Here is a 16,045-nt window from a genome sequence, read left to right as displayed (position 1 = left end):
TTCGCTCATCCTGGACGAAGAGGGACCATGGCCGTCGCACCGTTTGTCATCCTGGCCGCGGCCGCTCTGTCGGCGGCCCCGGATACGGCTCCAGGCGCGGCCTCGACCGACGTCTCCGGCGTCGTGGTCGAGGCGACCAAGCGCGGCGAGGCGCGGGGCGGCCAGGCGCCGCTGGTCGCCTATGATCCGATGCAGATCCAGGCCTTCGGCGCGGCCACGGTCGACGAGCTGATCGAACTGCTGGAAGCCCAGACCACCAGCGCCCGCGGCGGCTCGCCGGTGTTCCTGATCAACGGCCGCCGGATCTCCGGCTTCCAGGAGCTGCGCGGCCTGCCGACCGAGGCCATCGAGCAGTTCCAGATCCTGCCCGAGCAGACGGCCCTGGCCTATGGCTACAGCGCCGACCAGCGGGTGGTGAACATCATCCTGCGTGAACGCTTCCGCTCGCTGTCCGAGCAGGTCGACGCCGAACGGCCGCAGGGCGGCGGACGCACCGTCGGCAGTTCGCGCACCAACGCCCTGCGCATCCAGGGCGGCGCCCGCACCTCGCTGAGCCTGGACCTCAAGAACCAGTCGGCCCTCTATGAAGACGAGCGCGACATCGACCGTTCGGAGACCGGCGAGACGACCGCCGGGCGCACGCTGCTGCCCCGGCTTCGCCAGGCCCAGCTGTCGGGCGTGGTCAAGCGCGACCTGACCGACAAGGTCGGCCTGACCCTCAGCGGCGGCCTCAAGTCGGTGGACGAGGTCAGCCGCCTGGGCGACGACGACGGCGGCCTGTCCGACACGCTGCAGAAGAAGACCAAGACCACGACCGCCGATCTGGGCGCCCTGGCCGACGGCTTCATTGGCTCCTGGGCCACGACCGGCAGCCTGGCCTATCAGCGGGTGGAGGCCGACTCGAGCACCGACCGTGACTCCACGACGACCGTGCTCGCCCCCACCCGGGCCTCGTCGGTGGCGCAGAGCGTCAAGGCCGACGTCGTCGCCAACGGCTCGCTCCTCTCCCTGCCGGCCGGTTCGCTGCGCCTGTCGCTGAAGGCCGGCGGCGAGCATTCCAGCCTCGACAGCGAAAGCCGCGTCGACGACGACTTCACCAGCCGCAGCGTGTCGCGCGACCAGGGCTCGGTGCAGGCCAGCTTCGACCTGCCAATCTTTGCGGCGGGGGAGGGCGCGGGGAAAAGGCTCGGCGCGGTCTCGGCCAATTTCAACCTCGCCGCCTCGCAGGTGTCGGACTTCGGAACCCTGCGCACGCTCGGCGCGGGCCTCAACTGGACGCCGGTCGAGAAACTGGTCTTCACCGGCGACTACACCACCAAGACCACGGCCCCGACCCTGTCGCAGCTGAACGACCCTACCGAGACGACGCCCAATGTGGCGGTGTTCGACTACGCCACCGGCCAGACGGTGTCGGTGACCCAGACCAGCGGCGGCAACGCCGACCTGGAGGCGCCCGAAAGCCGCATCCTGCATTTCGGCGTCAACTGGACCCCGACCTCGAAGCACGCGCTGCAGATGAACCTGAACTGGACCCGCACCGAGGTGCTGGACGGGATCAGCAGCTTCTCCAGCGTCACCGCCGGCCTGGAAGAAGCCCTTCCCGAGCGCTTCACCCGCTCGGCCGACGGAACCCTGCTCAGCATCGACGCTCGGCCGATCAACGTGGCGCGCGAAGTGAAGGAAGAGGCCGCCTGGGGCTTCACCTTCTCGCGCGCCTTCGGCAAGCCGATGCAGTTCCCGCCGCGCCAGGGCTTCGGCCCGCCGGACGGCGGTCCCCCCGATGGCGGCCCGCCGCCTGGGGAAGGAGGCGGTCCGCCTCCGGGCGAGAGCGGCGGTCCTCCGCCTGGCATGGGCGGTCCCGGCGGTGGTCCCCCGGGCGGGGGTCCTGGCGGCCCTCCCGGCGGCGGGCGGCGTCCAGCCGTGATGATGCGGCCCGGCCAGGGCCTGATCAACATTTCGCTGACCCATACCTGGCGGCTGAAGGACGAGGTGACGATCCGCGACGGCTCGTCGGTGCTCGACCTGCTGAACGGGGATTCCATCTCCGGCGCCGGCGGCGAGTCCGAGCACGAGGTGAAGTTGCAGGTCGGGGCCTCGCGTCGCGGCGTCGGCGGCTTCGTCAACGCCAAGTGGGAATCCGGCACGGTCACGAAGGGCAATGGCCTGACGCCCGACTACAAGTTCGGCGACCTGGCGACCGTGAACCTGCGGCTGTTCGCCGACCTCTCGCAGCGCCGCGAGTGGGTGCGGAAGCATCCGTGGCTGCGGGGAACGCGGGTGACGGCCGAGGTCACCAACCTGTTCGACGCCCGCACCAAGGTGACCAGCAGCGACGGGACCCTGCCGCTGACCTACCAGCCCGACTATCTCGATCCGCTGGGCCGGGTGTTCCGCATCGGCGTCCGCAAGATCGTTTTCTGATTTGAGGGAAGGGGGGCGGCGGCCCGGCGGGCCGCTCCCGATCCGGCGGGCGATTCCGGCCGGCTGAACGACGCGCTTCCAGCTTCGGCGGACGGCCTCGGCCGCCCGGACGCGACTTCGCACGCGCGAACGATCACGCCGTCTGGCGTTGGGAAAGCTTTGCGATTTCAGGGGTGTGGTGGGGACCCAGACTTCCGTCTGGGTCCCCGTGGTGCCGCCGGGCAGGATTGAACTGCCGACCTCAGCCTTACCAAGGATGCGCTCTACCACTGAGCTACGGCGGCGACGAGGAGGGGCGTATAGCCAACGATTTCGGGGATTGCAAAGCCCAAATCGCGTTGACTGAACGTCGCGGGCAATTCACCTGTGGACACATGAGTCAGTCATCGAAGCCAAACCCCAGTCAGGACAAGGAAAAAGCCGAACGCGAGGCGCGTCTGGCCCAGGCCCTGAGAACCAACCTCCGCCGTCGCAAGGCGCCCGCCAGCGCGTCGGCCAAGCCGGAATCGGCTTCGGAATAGGAATCGGCGCGGCCTCTTGCATGCCCCCTTGCAAGCGTTAGAACCGCGACCTCACATGTGACCCGCGTGGAAGACGGCTTTTCCGCGCGTTCGAGGGATTTTCATTGGATCGCATCGCCATCACCGGCGGCGCGCAGCTGAACGGGACCATCCCCGTCAGCGGCGCCAAGAACTCTGCCATCAAGCTGATGGCCGCCAGCCTGCTCACGGATCAGCCGCTGCGGCTGACCAACATGCCGCGCCTGGCCGATACGCGATTCCTCGGCAAGCTGCTGACGCGCCTCGGCGTCAGCGTCACCGAAAGCGACGACGGTCCCGACGGCCAGCAGACCATCCTGCACGCGCCGGAGATCACCAGCGGCTTCGCGCCGTATGACCTGGTGCGCCAGATGCGCGCCTCGTTCAACGTGCTGGGCCCGCTGGTCGCCCGCTCGGGCCAGGCCAAGGTCTCGCTGCCTGGCGGCTGCACCATCGGCGCGCGTCCGGTGGACCTGCACCTCCAGGCGCTGGAGGCCCTGGGCGCCAAGATCGACCTGCACGAAGGCTACGTCTACGCCCAGGCCCCGCGCGGCCTGAAGGGCGCGGAGATCGTCTTCCCGATCGTCTCGGTGGGCGCCACCGAGCACGCCATGCTGGCCGCCGTGCTGGCCGACGGCGTGACGGTGATCCGCAACGCCGCCTGCGAGCCGGAACTGGCCGACCTGCAGGAATGCCTGAACGCCATGGGCGCCAAGGTCGAGGGCGCGGGCACCCCCACCATCACCATCACCGGCGTCGCCCGCCTGAACGGCGCGACCCACTCGGTGATCCCCGACCGCATCGAGATGGGCACCTACGCCGTCGCCGCCGCCATGGCCGGCGGTGAAGTGCGCCTGACCAAGGCTCGCCCCGAACTGATCGAGAGCCTGTCGGTCAAGCTCGAGGAGGCCGGCGCCACCGTCGTCCGCACCGAGGACGGCGTCATCGTCAAGCGCAACGGCTCGCGCCTGAACGCCGTCGATCTCGAGACCGCGCCGTTCCCGGGCTTCGCCACCGATCTCCAGGCCCAGTTCATGGCCCTGATGACCACGGCGAACGGCGAGAGCCGCATCCGCGAGACCATCTTCGAGAACCGCTTCATGCACGCCCCCGAGCTGATGCGCCTGGGCGCCGACATCTCGGTGCACGGCGGCGAGGCCCGCGTGCGCGGCGTCGCCCAGCTGGAAGGCGCCGAGGTGATGGCCACCGATCTTCGCGCCTCCGTCAGCCTGGTGATCGCCGGCCTGGTGGCTCGCGGCGAGACCGTGGTGTCGCGCATCTACCACCTCGACCGGGGCTTCGAGCGCCTGGAAGAGAAGCTGGGCGCCTGTGGGGCCCAGGTGCGCCGCATCAAGGGCGACGGCGAGCCGGAGCTTTAAGCGATGAGCGCCGCGCCCCTCCGCCTGCTGGCCCACGAGCCGGAAGACCTGCCGGTGATCTCGGCGGCGTTGCAGGACGCCGTCGCCAAGATCGGCGACATCCGCTGGGACGCGGCCGCCCGCACCCTGACCCTGGCCTGCAACCGCTTCCGCTGGGAAGCCGGGGCTAGGAAGAAGGGCGGCGAGCGCGTGCGCTCGGCCCTGCAACTGGGCGACGTCACCGGCGTGCAGGCCCGCAACCTGCGCCGCGACGCCAAGCAGGCGGTGGTCGAGCTGCTGTCGATCGCCTTCGAGCCGGGCGCGGAAGCCCCCGGCGGCGTGATCCTGCTGACCTTCGCCGGCGGCGGCGACCTGCGGGTCTCCGTCGACTGCGTGGAAGCGGCCCTGGCTGACGTGTCGGAGCCGTGGGCGACGCCCCGGACGCCGGGGCACGAGGGGTAGGGCTCAGTCCCTTTCCTCCGCCCCCTCTCTCATGGAGAGAGGGAGGGGCCCGCGCCGTAGGCGTGGGAGGGTGAGTGGGTAGGCGAAGCCCTTGAGAAATCTTGGTGCTGTTGGGGGTACGTGCCGACACGCCGGCTGAGGGTGTAACCACTCACCCTCCCATGCTTCGCATGGGCCCCTCCCTCTCTCTAAGAGAGAGGGGAATCGGACGGCTCCCACCCACAGGGATGTGACGTTAACCAACCAACCTTCTGATTTCCAAACATTTCAAATCACATCCGAACTGATACGTTAACTCGCAGTTGAATCGACTTCGAGTGCGTGATGACCAGGATCGGCTCTCAGGGCTACGCCGCCGCCTACGCCTATGCGGGGGCGACGAGCAGCCAGACGGGAACGGCCGCCGCCCAGGCCAAGGCGGCTGAAGCGGCCAAGACCGGCGGGGCCAGCGTCAGCGTCACCCTGTCGGCCGAGGCTCAAGCCGCGCTGGCCGCCGCGAGCACCGACGGCCGCAGCCTCGCCACCGTGGTCTCCGACGCCCGCAAGAGCCTCGACGCTCTGCTGTCGGCCGCCAAGGCCACCAGCGCGCTGAAAGACGGCAAGGCGACGATCGACGTCTCCGGCCTCGACCGCCGCAGCCTCTACGCCATTGCTTCGAACCAGGGCGCCTCCAACCAGGGTGGCAGCTTCCCGATCGAGGAGCAGGTGGTCGCCAGCCTCCAGTTGAAGGCCGGCCAGGACAAGGCGCTGGCCGGTCCCGCCGCCGACGCCCGGGTGACCGGCGACTATGCCGGCCTCTACAAGGCCGCCCTGACCCGCCACGAGGCCGCCGGGACCGAAGAGAAGGGCACGCTGGCCTGGCAGAACGCGAAGGCCGCCCTGGTCGAGGGCCTGCGTCAGGCCACCGCCAAGCCGGGAACCGCGCCCACGGGCATCGCCGACGATCCGGTCGCCGCCTACCTCAAGGAAAACGGCGGCGTCGTCGCCAATCCGCGCTCGCGCGAGATCGACGCCGTGGCCTCCGACGTCCGCACCGCGCTCGACCGCCAGTACGCGCTGGCGACGGGGGAGGGGATGGCGACCGACGGCGACGCCGGGACCATCGATTTTTCCCGCTTCGACGACCGCTCGCTGTCGGCCATCGCCCTGAACAAGGGCGGCCAGTTCTCCGAGCACGAGGTCAAGGAGGCCGCCGACGAGGTCCGCGCCCGCAACCGCGAGGGCGTCTCCTCGAACTGGAAGTCGGCCCAGCAGTCGGGCGACGCCTCGGTCTTCGGCCGCAACCTCGTCTCGCAATACGTCTCGATGAGCGACGAGGAGCGCGAGGCCGTCGGCTGGACCCCGGCCCTCTACGACAAGATGGTCTCGCTGCAGACCCTGTCGGACAAACTTTCCTCGATGTTCGGCGCGGACGGAACGCTCAAGACGGGTATGAGCCTGCTCGACTATCTGTAGGCCCCAGTATCTGGAATAAGAGGCGCAAAGTTCCGCTTCCACGGATTCAACGTCTCATGTCCCTGATCTCGAACACCTCGCGCGCCCTGCTCGTGGCCGCGCTCCTCGGCGGCGTCGCCGTCCCGGCCTTGGCTTCGGCGGCGCCGGCGAAAGCCCCCATGATCGCCCCGCTGTCGACCCGCTCGGACGCCAAGGACATCCACTCCTACGCAAGGCCCCAGGTCGCCCGCGTCACCCATGTCGATCTCGACCTGACGGCTGACTTCACGGGCAAGAAGATGGTCGGCAAGGCCGCCCTCGACCTCAAGCTCGCGCCCGGCGCCAAGGAGGTCGTGCTCGACACCAAGGGCCTGAAGATCAAGTCGATCACCAACGCCCAGGGCAAGCCGCTGAAGTGGACCCTCGGCGCCTTCGACCCGCACCTGGGCGCGCCGTTGACCGTCACCCTGGCCGGCGCCAAGCGCATCGTCATCGCCTATGAGAGCGCCCCCGACGGCGCGGCCCTGCAGTGGCTGTCGCCCTCGCAGACGGCCGGCAAGGTCAAGCCGTACCTGTTCAGCCAGGGCGAGGCGATCCTCAACCGCACCTGGATCCCCACCCAGGACAGCCCCGGGATCCGCCAGACCTGGACCGCCCGCATCGTCGCGCCCGAGGGCCTGAAGGCGGTGATGAGCGCCGAGCAGCTGACCCCGAACGGCGAACCCGTCGCCGGCGGCCGCGCCTATCGCTTCAGGATGGACAAGCCGGTCGCGCCCTACCTGATCGCCATCGCCATCGGCGATCTGGCCTTCCAGCCGCTGGGCCCGCGAACCGGGATCTATACCGAGCCCTCGGCCCTGAAGGCCGCGGCCTGGGAGTTCGCCGACGTCGAGAAGATGGTCGAGGCCGCCGAGAAGCTCTACGGCCCCTACCGCTGGGGCCGCTACGACCTCCTGGTGCTGCCGCCGTCGTTCCCGTTCGGCGGCATGGAGAACCCGCGCCTGACCTTCGCCACCCCAACGGTGATCGCCGGCGACCGCTCGCTGGTCAGCCTGGTGGCGCACGAACTGGCCCACTCCTGGTCGGGCAATCTGGTGACCAACGCCACCTGGGCCGACTTCTGGCTCAACGAGGGCTTCACGGTCTATTTCGAGAACCGGATCATGGAGAGCCTGTACGGCAAGGACACGGCCGCCATGCTGGCCGACCTGGGCTGGACCGACCTGCACGAGGCGATCGAGGAGGCCGGCGGCATGACCGCCCCCGACACCCGCCTGCACATCGACCTGACCGGCCGCGATCCCGACGACGGCATGACCGACATCCCCTACGAGAAGGGCGCGGCCTTCCTGCGCACGATCGAGAAGGAGGTCGGCCGCGAGCGCTGGGACGCCTATCTGCGCGGCTATTTCGACCGCCACGCCTTCCAGCCGCAGACCGCCGAGGGCTTCATCGCCGACCTGCGCGCCAACCTGTTCAAGGGCGACAAGGCGCTGGAGAAGAAGATCGACGTCCAGCGCTGGATCTACCAGCCGGGCCTGCCGGAAAACGCCGTCCACGTGCAGTCCAAGGCCTTCGAGCCCGTGGACGCCGCGGCCAAGGCCTTCGCGGACGGCGGCGTTGCGCCGGTCGAGGCCTGGAAGGGCTGGGGCACGTCGGAGCGCGTCCGCTTCGTCGGCCAGTTGCCGCGCAAGCTGACGAACGCCCAACTGGCCGCCGTCGACGCCGCTTTTGGCCTGTCGGCCCAGGGCAACAGCGAGATCCGCTTCGCCTGGCTGCAACTGGCCATCGCCAACCGCTACGAGCCGGCCGTGCCGTCGCTGGAGCAGTTCCTGACCGGACAGGGCCGCCGCAAGTTCGTCGCCCCGCTGTTCGTGTCGCTGTGGGGCCAGGGCGAGTGGGGCCAGCCGATCGCCAAGCGCATCTATGCGGAGTCCCGGCCGCTCTATCACGCCGTCACCCGCGAGACGGTCGACAAGACGGTGAAGTAGGGGCCGCTTGCGCCCCAGGCTATTTGTAGGATGAATGCGCTCCGTCCCTTGCTGGTGGCGGAGCGTTTTCTTGTCGGCTTTCCTTCTGCGTCTTGCGGCCGTGCTCGGCTGCGTCCTGTTGGCGACCCCCGTGATCGCGGGGCCGAAGTATCCACTGTCCACGCGTGGCCCTGACATCGTCGACGCCAAGGGGGCGAAGGTGCGGCTGGTCAGCGTCAACTGGTTCGGGGCGGAGTCGGCCGAGTTCGTGGTCGGCGGGCTGGACAGGCAACCGCTCGAAAAGATTGTCAGGACCGTCAAGGGCGGCGGCTTCAACTCGGTGCGCCTGCCGTGGTCGAACGAGCTGGTCGAGCGCAATCCGGTGGTCGAGGACCGCTTTCTCTCGGCCAATCCGAAGCTGAAGGGCAAGACCGCCCTCCAGGTGTTCGACGCGGTGGTCGACGCCTTTGGCCGCGAAGGGCTGATGGTGGTGCTCGACAACCATCGCAGCCGCGGCGACTGGTGCTGCGACGAGGCCCATGGCGACGGCCTGTGGTGGACGCCAGCCTACCCCGAAAGCGCCTGGCTGGCCGACTGGAAGACGATGACGGCCCGCTATGCGAACCGTCCGTTCGTGGTCGCCGCCGAACTGCGCAACGAGATCCGGCCCGATCCGTCCCTGGGCCTCAAGCCCGTCTGGGGCGGCGGCGATCCGCGCACCGACTGGCGGGCGGCGTCCATGCGCGGCGCGGAAACCGTGCTGGCGGTCAATCCGAAGCTGCTGATCATCGTCGGCGGCATCGACTACCAGAACCACCTGACCGGCGTGCGTGACCAGCCGGTGACCCTGTCGGTTCCGAACAAGCTCGTTTACGCGGCCCACGACTACGCCTGGAACCGCAAGCCCGAGGAGCTGGCCGACCCGGCCCTGTTCGCCCTGCGTTCGCACGAGCGGTGGGGCTTCGTGCGCGACCCGGGGCAGCCCTGGACCGCCCCTGTCTATATGAGCGAGTGGGGCGGCTGCACCCAGGTCGGCCCGGACGGCCAACCGTGCAAGAACGACCGTATCACCTTCGTCCAGGCCCTGGCCGACTACGCGCGCTCCAGCGGTATCGACTTCGCCTGGTGGCCGCTGAACGGCACGCAGTCCGGCGGCTACAACCGCACGGCCGGGGCGGTGGAGCCCTATGGGCTGCTGGACCCGACCTGGGCCAAGTGGGCCGATCCGAAGGTCGTGGAGGCGTTGACGGGGAAGGCGGTGCGCTGACTTCCCGCCCCCCCCGTCGCCTTCCTGGGCCTTGTGCCCAGGATCCAGGGTTCATCCTGCTCAGACCTTTCGAGTACGGCTCGGATCTGAGCAGCGGCCGGCATGGACCCTCGCCACGAGGGCGAGGGAGGCGGGGTTGTTAGGGGCGTCGGGACTCAACCCACCCCGTAAACCGTAAAACCCCCGCGAAAGCGGGGGCCCAGGCTTTTTGTCGGAGAGAGCGGCGCGTTTCAGAAAACGCCTGGGTCCCCGCTTTCGCGGGGATTTTACGGAGGAAAGTATCAGGCGGTGGCCGAAGCCTCCTCCGGCTGGATGTCCTCCAACTCCCCCTCCCACTTGGCCACCACGGCGGCGGCGACCGAGTTGCCGACCACGTTGGTCGCGCTCCGCCCCATGTCGAGCAGGTGGTCGACGCCCAGGACCAGGGCGATCCAGGCCTCGGGCAGGCCGAAATAGGTGAGGGTGGCCATGATCACCACCAGCGAGGCGCGCGGTACGCCGGCGATGCCCTTGGAGGTCACCATCAGGAGCAGCAGCATGAAGATCTGCTGCTGGATGGTCAGGTGCACGCCGTGGGCCTGCATGATGAACATGGTGGCGAAGGTGCAGTAGAGCATCGAGCCGTCGAGATTGAACGAATAGCCCAGCGGCAGGACGAACGAGACGATGCGGCGGCGCACGCCCACCTTGGGCAGGCTGTCGAGGATGCGGGGATAGGCGGCTTCCGACGAGGCGGTCGAGAAGGCCAGCAGGGCCGGCTCGCGGATCACCCCGAACAGCGGGATGGCGCGCTTGCCCAGCACCACGAAGGCGGCGGCGAACAGCAGCACCCAGAGCGTGCCCATGGTGGCGTAGAAGCCGAGCACGAACTTGGCGTAGGTGGCCAGCATGGCCAACCCTTGCGTGGCGATGGTCGAGGCCAGGGCCGCGAAGATCGCCAGCGGGGCCAGCTTCATGACGAAGCCGGTGACCTTCAGCATGATCTGGGCGCACTGCTCCACCAGGTGCAGCACCTGCGGGGCCTTGTCGTCCAGCGCCGCCACGGCGGTGCCGACGAACAGCGAGAAGACGACGATCTGCAGGATCTCGTTCTTGGCCATGGCGTCGAAGATCGAGGTCGGCACCAGGTGGGTGATGAAGCCCTTGAGGGTGAAGGCCTCAGTCGAGGCGGCGGGCTTGGACGAGACCGCGGCCTCCACCAGATGCAGCCCATGGCCCGGCTGCAGCAGGTGAACCATCAAGAGGCCCAGCAGCAGCGAGACGGCCGAGGCGCCGATGAACCAGCCCAGGGTCTTGGCCCCGATACGGCCGACGGCGGCGGCGTCCTCCATGTGGGCGATGCCGGCGACGAGCGTGGTGAACACCAGCGGCGCGATGATCATCTTGATCAGGCGCAGGAAGATGTCGGTGATCAGAGACAGGCCCGAAGCCGCCGACTTGGCCCCTTCGGCGTCGAGGAACTGGTTGCACCCCCAGCCGACGAGCACCCCCAGCACCATCGCGCCGATGATCAGATAGGCGAAGCGTTTGTTCATCGGGCGAGACCTCTGCGCATGCGGCCGGCGAGCCGCCTGTCGCTCAGGCGTCCGCAGTGCGTGAATTTTGGGGAAAGGGCGGACGGCGGGGCCGGAAGTCGGGCCGGTCCCGGTCAGGAAGAGAGGCGCAGGTGCGCCGTTATCAGGAAGCGGCGGCCTTTTGCAGGCGCTCGTAGCGGCTCAGGAGGCGCTCCCAGGTGACCCGCTTGATCGGCTCGCCCCGGCGCAGCTTGGTCCAGGTGGTCTCGCTGATCCCGTAGACGTTGTTGAGGTGCTCGCGGGTGATGGCGGGCAGGCGGCTCTTCAATCGCTCGAAGTGTTCGGCGGGGATCTGGATCACGTCCGGCATAACGGTCCCGTAGCTCTGTTCAGAAGGCCGACTTAAGCGGCCCGCATCTATCAAGACGCAGTCGCACGACGTTTCCTCACGTCTGGCGACAAAATATTTTCTCCTTACCAATCCGTGACTTGGCTTTACGGCAAAATGTCGTCGGGAAGATGTGGGTTCGGAAACAGGCTGCGTCTTGAGGTTTGGAAGCGCGAGGGGCGCGACCGAATACGAAGGGGACTACAGCGATGCGATCCAGCACCTTGCGAGCGATGATGGCCGGCGGCTGCGCCTTGGGCGCGCTGATGATCGGCGCGAACGGCGCCTACGCCCAGGAGGCGACGCCGGAAGAGCCCCAGGCCGTCGAGGCCGTGGTCGTCACCGGCTCGCGCATCGCCCGCCAGGACTATGTGGCCAACAGCCCGATCCAGACGGTCGGCGCGGCGGCGATCGAGGCCACCGGCCAGGTGACGGTCGAAAAGGCCCTGTCGCAGATGCCCCAGTTCACCGGCTCGTTCGGCCAGGGCAACACCGGCTCGACCAGCACCGGCCTCAACGGCGGCCAGTCCTACGCCAGCCTTCGCGGCCTCGGCGCCAAGCGCACCCTGATCCTGCTGGACGGCCGCCGCCTGCAGCCGTCCAACCCCGACGGTTCGGTCGACCTCAACATCATCCCCGAAGCCCTGATCGAGAACGTCGAGGTCATCACCGGCGGCGCCTCGACGGCCTACGGCTCGGACGCCACCGCCGGCGTCGTCAACTTCAAGCTCAAGCGCAGCTTCGAGGGCCTGACCGCCGACGCCCAGTACGGCATCTCTGAAAAGGGCGACGCGGAGTCGTTCCGCTTCTCGGTCACCGGCGGCTCGTCCTTCGCCGACGGCAAGGGCCGGGCGGTGCTGTCGTTCGACTACACCAACCGCGACCGCGCCCTGCAGAGCGCCCGCGACTACTACATCTTCCGCACCTCGGCGCCGGGCCTGTCGACGATCCCGCAGGGCACGGTGTTGTTCGGCGCCAACCTGCCGACCCTGGCCTCGATCAACAGCCTGTTCCAGGGGACCTATGGGACGGCCGCCCTGACCGGCAACAGCGCCGGCCGCTATACCGGCCAGCTCGGCTTCAACACCGACCAGACCCTGTTCTCGACCTCGGGCGTGCCGGTCCTGAACTTCCGCGATCCGCAGACCGACAACGCCTACATCGTCAACGCCAACGCCTCGGGCACCTCGCAGCAGGTGAACTTCGGCTACAATGGCAGCTCGATGCAGTCGGACCTCGACCGCTACGCCGTGTTCGCCAAGGTTGACTACAATCTGACCGACAATCTGCGGTTCTTCTCACAGTTCACCTTCACCGACTACACCTCGGTGGGCGTGTCCAACCCGACCCTGGCCTCGAACGTCTACGGCCTGACCGTGCCGGTGACGAACCCGTTCATCCCCAACGATTTCAAGGCCATCCTGGCCTCGCGCCCGACCCCGAACGCCGCCTTCACCTTCTACAAGGCCCTCGATATCCTGGGTCCGCGCGTCCAGAAGTACAGCTACGACGTCTTCCAGTTCACCAACGGCCTGTCGGGCGACACCGGCTTCCGCGACTGGACCTGGGACGGCTACGTCTCGTTCAGCCGCGCCAAGTTCGACAACGAACAGACCGGCGGGGCCAGCGCCAGCGCCATCTCGCGGTTGCTCAACAGCCCGACCGGGGGCACGGAATACTGCGCCGGCGGCTGGAACCCCTTCGGCAACCTGACCCCGTCGGGCGAGTGCGTGCGCTACATGTCGCGCCGCACGCTGAACCAGAACAGCCTCGAGCAGCGCATGGTCGAGGTGAACGTCTCGGGCTCGCTGTTCGACCTGCCGGCCGGCACGATCAAGTTCGCCGCCGGTACGGACTACCGCTCCAACGAATACACCTTCAAGCCCGACAGCCAGCTGAACCAGCCCGACGGCACCAGCGACATCCTGGGCTACAGCGTGCTGCGCGACGCCTCGGGCTCGGTCGACACCTACGAGGTCTACGGCGAACTGCTGGTCCCGATCGTCAAGGATCTGCCCTTCATCCAGGAGTTCAACCTCGACCTCGGCTACCGCTATTCCGACTACAGTTCGGTGGGCGGGGTGCAGACCTACAAGGCCGACTTCGACTGGAAGATCATCGAGCCGGTGCGCCTGCGCGGCGGCTACAACCGCGCCATCCGCGCCCCCAGCGTCGGTGAATTGTACGCTCCCGTCTCGACGGGGTCGGTGGCCATCGGCACGGCCTCGTCGACCACCACCAACGGCGACCCCTGCGACGTCCGCTCGTCCTACCGCACCGGCGCCAACGCCGCGGCGGTCCGGACCCTCTGCCTGGCGCAGGGCGTGCCGACGGCGATCATCGACAGCTACCAGCTGGGCACGGCCCAGGTCTTCGCCCTGACCGGCGGCAACCCCGACCTGCAGGAAGAGACCGCCGACACCTACTCGTTCGGCGCCGTGCTGCGCTCGCCCTTCGAAGGCCCGCTGCTCAGCCGGATCACCGCCTCGATCGACTGGTACGACATCAAGGTGAAGGACGCGATCGGCAGCCTGTCGATCGTCAACGCCTTCCAGTTCTGCTTCAACTCGGGCGGCGCCAACCCGACCTATGACCCGAGCAACTACTACTGCTCGCTGCTGACCCGCAATTCGGCCAGCGGCGTGCCGACCAACCCCGTCCAGCCGCTGCTGAACCTGGGCCAGTTCCAGACCACCGGCGTCGACGTGCAGGTCGACTGGAGCTTCGACTTCGCCGACACCCTGCTGGACAAGGTCCCCGGCTCGCTGTCGGTCAACGTGGCCCTGGGATACACCGACAAGTTCAAGATCCAGAGCCTGCCGGGCGCGGCGGTCTACGACTATGTCGGCACCATCGGCACGGGCGTCGAAAGCACCGCCGGCACCGCCCACCCGAAGTGGAAGTCGGTCACCTCGACCACCTACACCTGGGGTCCGGCGAGCGTGGGCCTGCGCTGGCGCTGGATCGACGCCATGGACAACTCCGCCAAGGTGGTCACCCCGACCAGCACCTCGCGCGGGGTCGTCTCCTACAACGCCTTCGACTTCAACGGCCGCGTGAAGCTGCCGTGGGACACCGACCTGCGCTTCGGGGTCAACAACCTGTTCAACAAGGCGCCGCCGCAGGTGGGCGACACCGAGGGCAACTACGACGCCCAGAACTACGACGTGCTGGGCCGCGCCTACTACCTGGGCGTCCGCAAGCGGTTCTAGTTTTTCAAGAATACCGGGCGCGTCGGCCCCCTTTGACGCGCCCGGCCTTCGCCGCCGATCCCCCCGGCGGCGGCGAGGAGGGGCGTCGGTCTTGGCGGGCCGGCGCCCTTTTCGCGTTCTGTGGGCGGTCTTCAATCCCGCTTCTCTATTGATCTCCCGTCATTCCCGCCCTTGTGGCGGGAACCCCTGGTTCCGCTCGCAGGTGAAGCGCAAGCGGACTGCTGAGCAGTCCGCCCCATCCGCTCTTGCGGCTGACGGAGGGTTTCCCGCCACAAGGGCGGGAATGACGGGAGGAAAGGGGAGGGGGCGAGTAGGAGAGGTCCCCCTCAGTGCGCCAGCACGCCCGCGACCGCCAGGGCCGCGGCGGCGATGCCGGCTCCGCCCAGGGCCAGGACCCTCAGGTCGCGCCATATCGAAGGCTCCGGCGGATCCCAGCTGGCGATCTCCGCCTCCACGGCCTGCACCGCCTCGACGGCGTCGCGGCGGCGGGGCTGGGCGATCCAGGCCTCGAACGCCGCGTGGTCTTCCTCGCCGGCGTCGGGCGCGCGCAGGCGTTCCAGCCAGGCGGCGGCCTCGCGCACGTCTTCTCGGGTCCGGGTCATGTCGACGTCCCTCCGTCCTCGGATGAAGCGGAGGCCGTTGTTCCGGGAGACTGTTACGGTCGCATGTCGCGCCGGACGTGCGGCGATATCCTGGGTTGTCCGGCGGGCGCCGCGCGGGCCGGGCGCCCGCGAAATCGGCGATGGCGAGGCCTTGAGCCCGCCCTTCGTCAAACTGCAACCTGGGCGCAATAATCGCGAAACCGAAAGTCGCCATTGCCCACGTTCAATCGCCCCCAGCGTGAGAGCGTGGTCATGGACTTTCTCGAACAGACCCAGTTTCACAATCGCATCTGCGAGGACCTCGAAGAGGCCATGGCCGGCGGCCGCCAGGTCGACGCCGTCGCCGTCCGCGCCGAGCGCCAATGCGCCGCGGGCCAGTGGCTGCACGGCGAGGGCCACCGGCGGATGCCGGGCAGCCACCTGCACCTGCATTGCCTGGAGGCCCACCGCGAGTTCCATCGCGTCGCCGGCCAGGTCGCCGACCAGGTCAACCGCGGCGCCGTCGCCGACGCCCGCCGCAGCTTGCGCAACGGCGGCGCCCTGGCTCAAGCGAAAGCCGACCTGACCGCCGCCTTCCGCAAGATGCGCATCGCCGCCGAAACGACAGCCGGGTAGGGGGCGGGGTAGGGCGCGAAGACCCGCCCCCCATCTCCGTCATCCCGGCCGCAGCGCTTAGCGCGGAGAGCCGGGACCCAGGGGCCGCCGCATTGCGGTCGCCGCCGCCAACGCCTTGGACCAGCCGCCGCGCCCAGTCCCCTGGGTCCCTGTGTATTGCGATAGGTGTCGAGCGCGAGCTTGATAGGTGGCGGGCGCAGCTCGTTGGGTCCCAGGCCTCGAGGCCGAGATTCCGGCAAGGGCGCGTCCGCCAGTCTCAGCTT

The 16,045-nt window shown here is 68.6% G+C and carries 11 protein-coding genes and 1 tRNA gene; 8 read left to right on the top strand and 4 right to left on the bottom strand.

What is annotated here, in order from left to right; translation table 11 throughout:
- Positions 1-27 precede the first annotated feature (27 nt).
- A complete protein-coding gene (locus AC07NS_RS26250; RefSeq protein ID WP_494608120.1) occupies positions 28-2,421 on the top strand; it encodes a TonB-dependent receptor in 2,394 nt (797 codons plus the stop codon).
- Between the two features lie 209 nt (positions 2,422-2,630).
- On the opposite strand, the gene AC07NS_RS26245 is transcribed toward AC07NS_RS26250, so the two are convergent.
- Positions 2,631-2,705, bottom strand: a tRNA-Thr gene (locus AC07NS_RS26245).
- Between the two features lie 341 nt (positions 2,706-3,046).
- Between AC07NS_RS26245 and murA the strand changes: the two genes are divergently transcribed.
- From murA to AC07NS_RS26220, 5 genes are all read left to right on the top strand, one after another.
- On the top strand, positions 3,047-4,339 hold the full coding sequence (murA, locus tag AC07NS_RS26240) for a UDP-N-acetylglucosamine 1-carboxyvinyltransferase (protein ID WP_487292323.1): 1,293 nt from the start codon (positions 3,047-3,049) through the stop codon (positions 4,337-4,339).
- 3 nt (positions 4,340-4,342) lie between these two features.
- A complete protein-coding gene (locus tag AC07NS_RS26235; RefSeq protein ID WP_494608119.1) occupies positions 4,343-4,780 on the top strand; it encodes a DUF2948 family protein in 438 nt (145 codons plus the stop codon).
- Between the two features lie 324 nt (positions 4,781-5,104).
- Positions 5,105-6,235, top strand: coding sequence for a hypothetical protein (locus AC07NS_RS26230; protein WP_494608117.1), 1,131 nt, complete (start codon positions 5,105-5,107; stop codon positions 6,233-6,235).
- Positions 6,236-6,291: 56 nt separating this feature from the next.
- Positions 6,292-8,205, top strand: coding sequence for a M1 family metallopeptidase (locus AC07NS_RS26225; protein ID WP_494608115.1), 1,914 nt, complete (start codon positions 6,292-6,294; stop codon positions 8,203-8,205).
- 70 nt (positions 8,206-8,275) lie between these two features.
- Positions 8,276-9,451, top strand: a complete 1,176-nt coding sequence (locus AC07NS_RS26220) for a glycoside hydrolase family 5 protein (protein ID WP_494608113.1) — start codon at positions 8,276-8,278, stop codon at positions 9,449-9,451.
- 281 nt (positions 9,452-9,732) lie between these two features.
- On the opposite strand, the gene AC07NS_RS26215 is transcribed toward AC07NS_RS26220, so the two are convergent.
- On the bottom strand, positions 9,733-10,986 hold the full coding sequence (locus tag AC07NS_RS26215) for a dicarboxylate/amino acid:cation symporter (protein WP_494608111.1): 1,254 nt from the start codon (positions 10,984-10,986) through the stop codon (positions 9,733-9,735).
- Positions 10,987-11,128: 142 nt separating this feature from the next.
- Positions 11,129-11,335: a hypothetical protein gene (locus AC07NS_RS26210; protein ID WP_058346819.1), complete on the bottom strand. Its 207-nt coding sequence runs from the start codon at positions 11,333-11,335 to the stop codon at positions 11,129-11,131.
- Between the two features lie 227 nt (positions 11,336-11,562).
- Between AC07NS_RS26210 and AC07NS_RS26205 the strand changes: the two genes are divergently transcribed.
- The gene (locus AC07NS_RS26205) at positions 11,563-14,565 is read left to right on the top strand and encodes a TonB-dependent receptor domain-containing protein (protein WP_494608109.1); all 3,003 of its coding nucleotides are present in this window, start codon (positions 11,563-11,565) and stop codon (positions 14,563-14,565) included.
- A 326-nt stretch (positions 14,566-14,891) separates the two neighbouring features.
- Here the strand turns inward: AC07NS_RS26205 and AC07NS_RS26200 are convergent, their stop codons facing one another.
- Positions 14,892-15,167: a FecR/PupR family sigma factor regulator gene (locus tag AC07NS_RS26200; RefSeq protein WP_494608107.1), complete on the bottom strand. Its 276-nt coding sequence runs from the start codon at positions 15,165-15,167 to the stop codon at positions 14,892-14,894.
- A gap of 252 nt (positions 15,168-15,419) precedes the next feature.
- On the opposite strand from AC07NS_RS26200, the gene AC07NS_RS26195 reads away from it, so the two are divergent.
- A complete protein-coding gene (locus tag AC07NS_RS26195; RefSeq protein ID WP_110120960.1) occupies positions 15,420-15,782 on the top strand; it encodes a CZB domain-containing protein in 363 nt (120 codons plus the stop codon).
- The last annotated feature ends 263 nt before the right edge of the window (positions 15,783-16,045 follow it).

The organism is Caulobacter sp. GW821-FHT10A10 (assembly GCF_059415745.1).
Note: the sequence above shows the minus strand (reverse complement) of the source record. Positions and strands in the feature narration are given on the sequence as shown.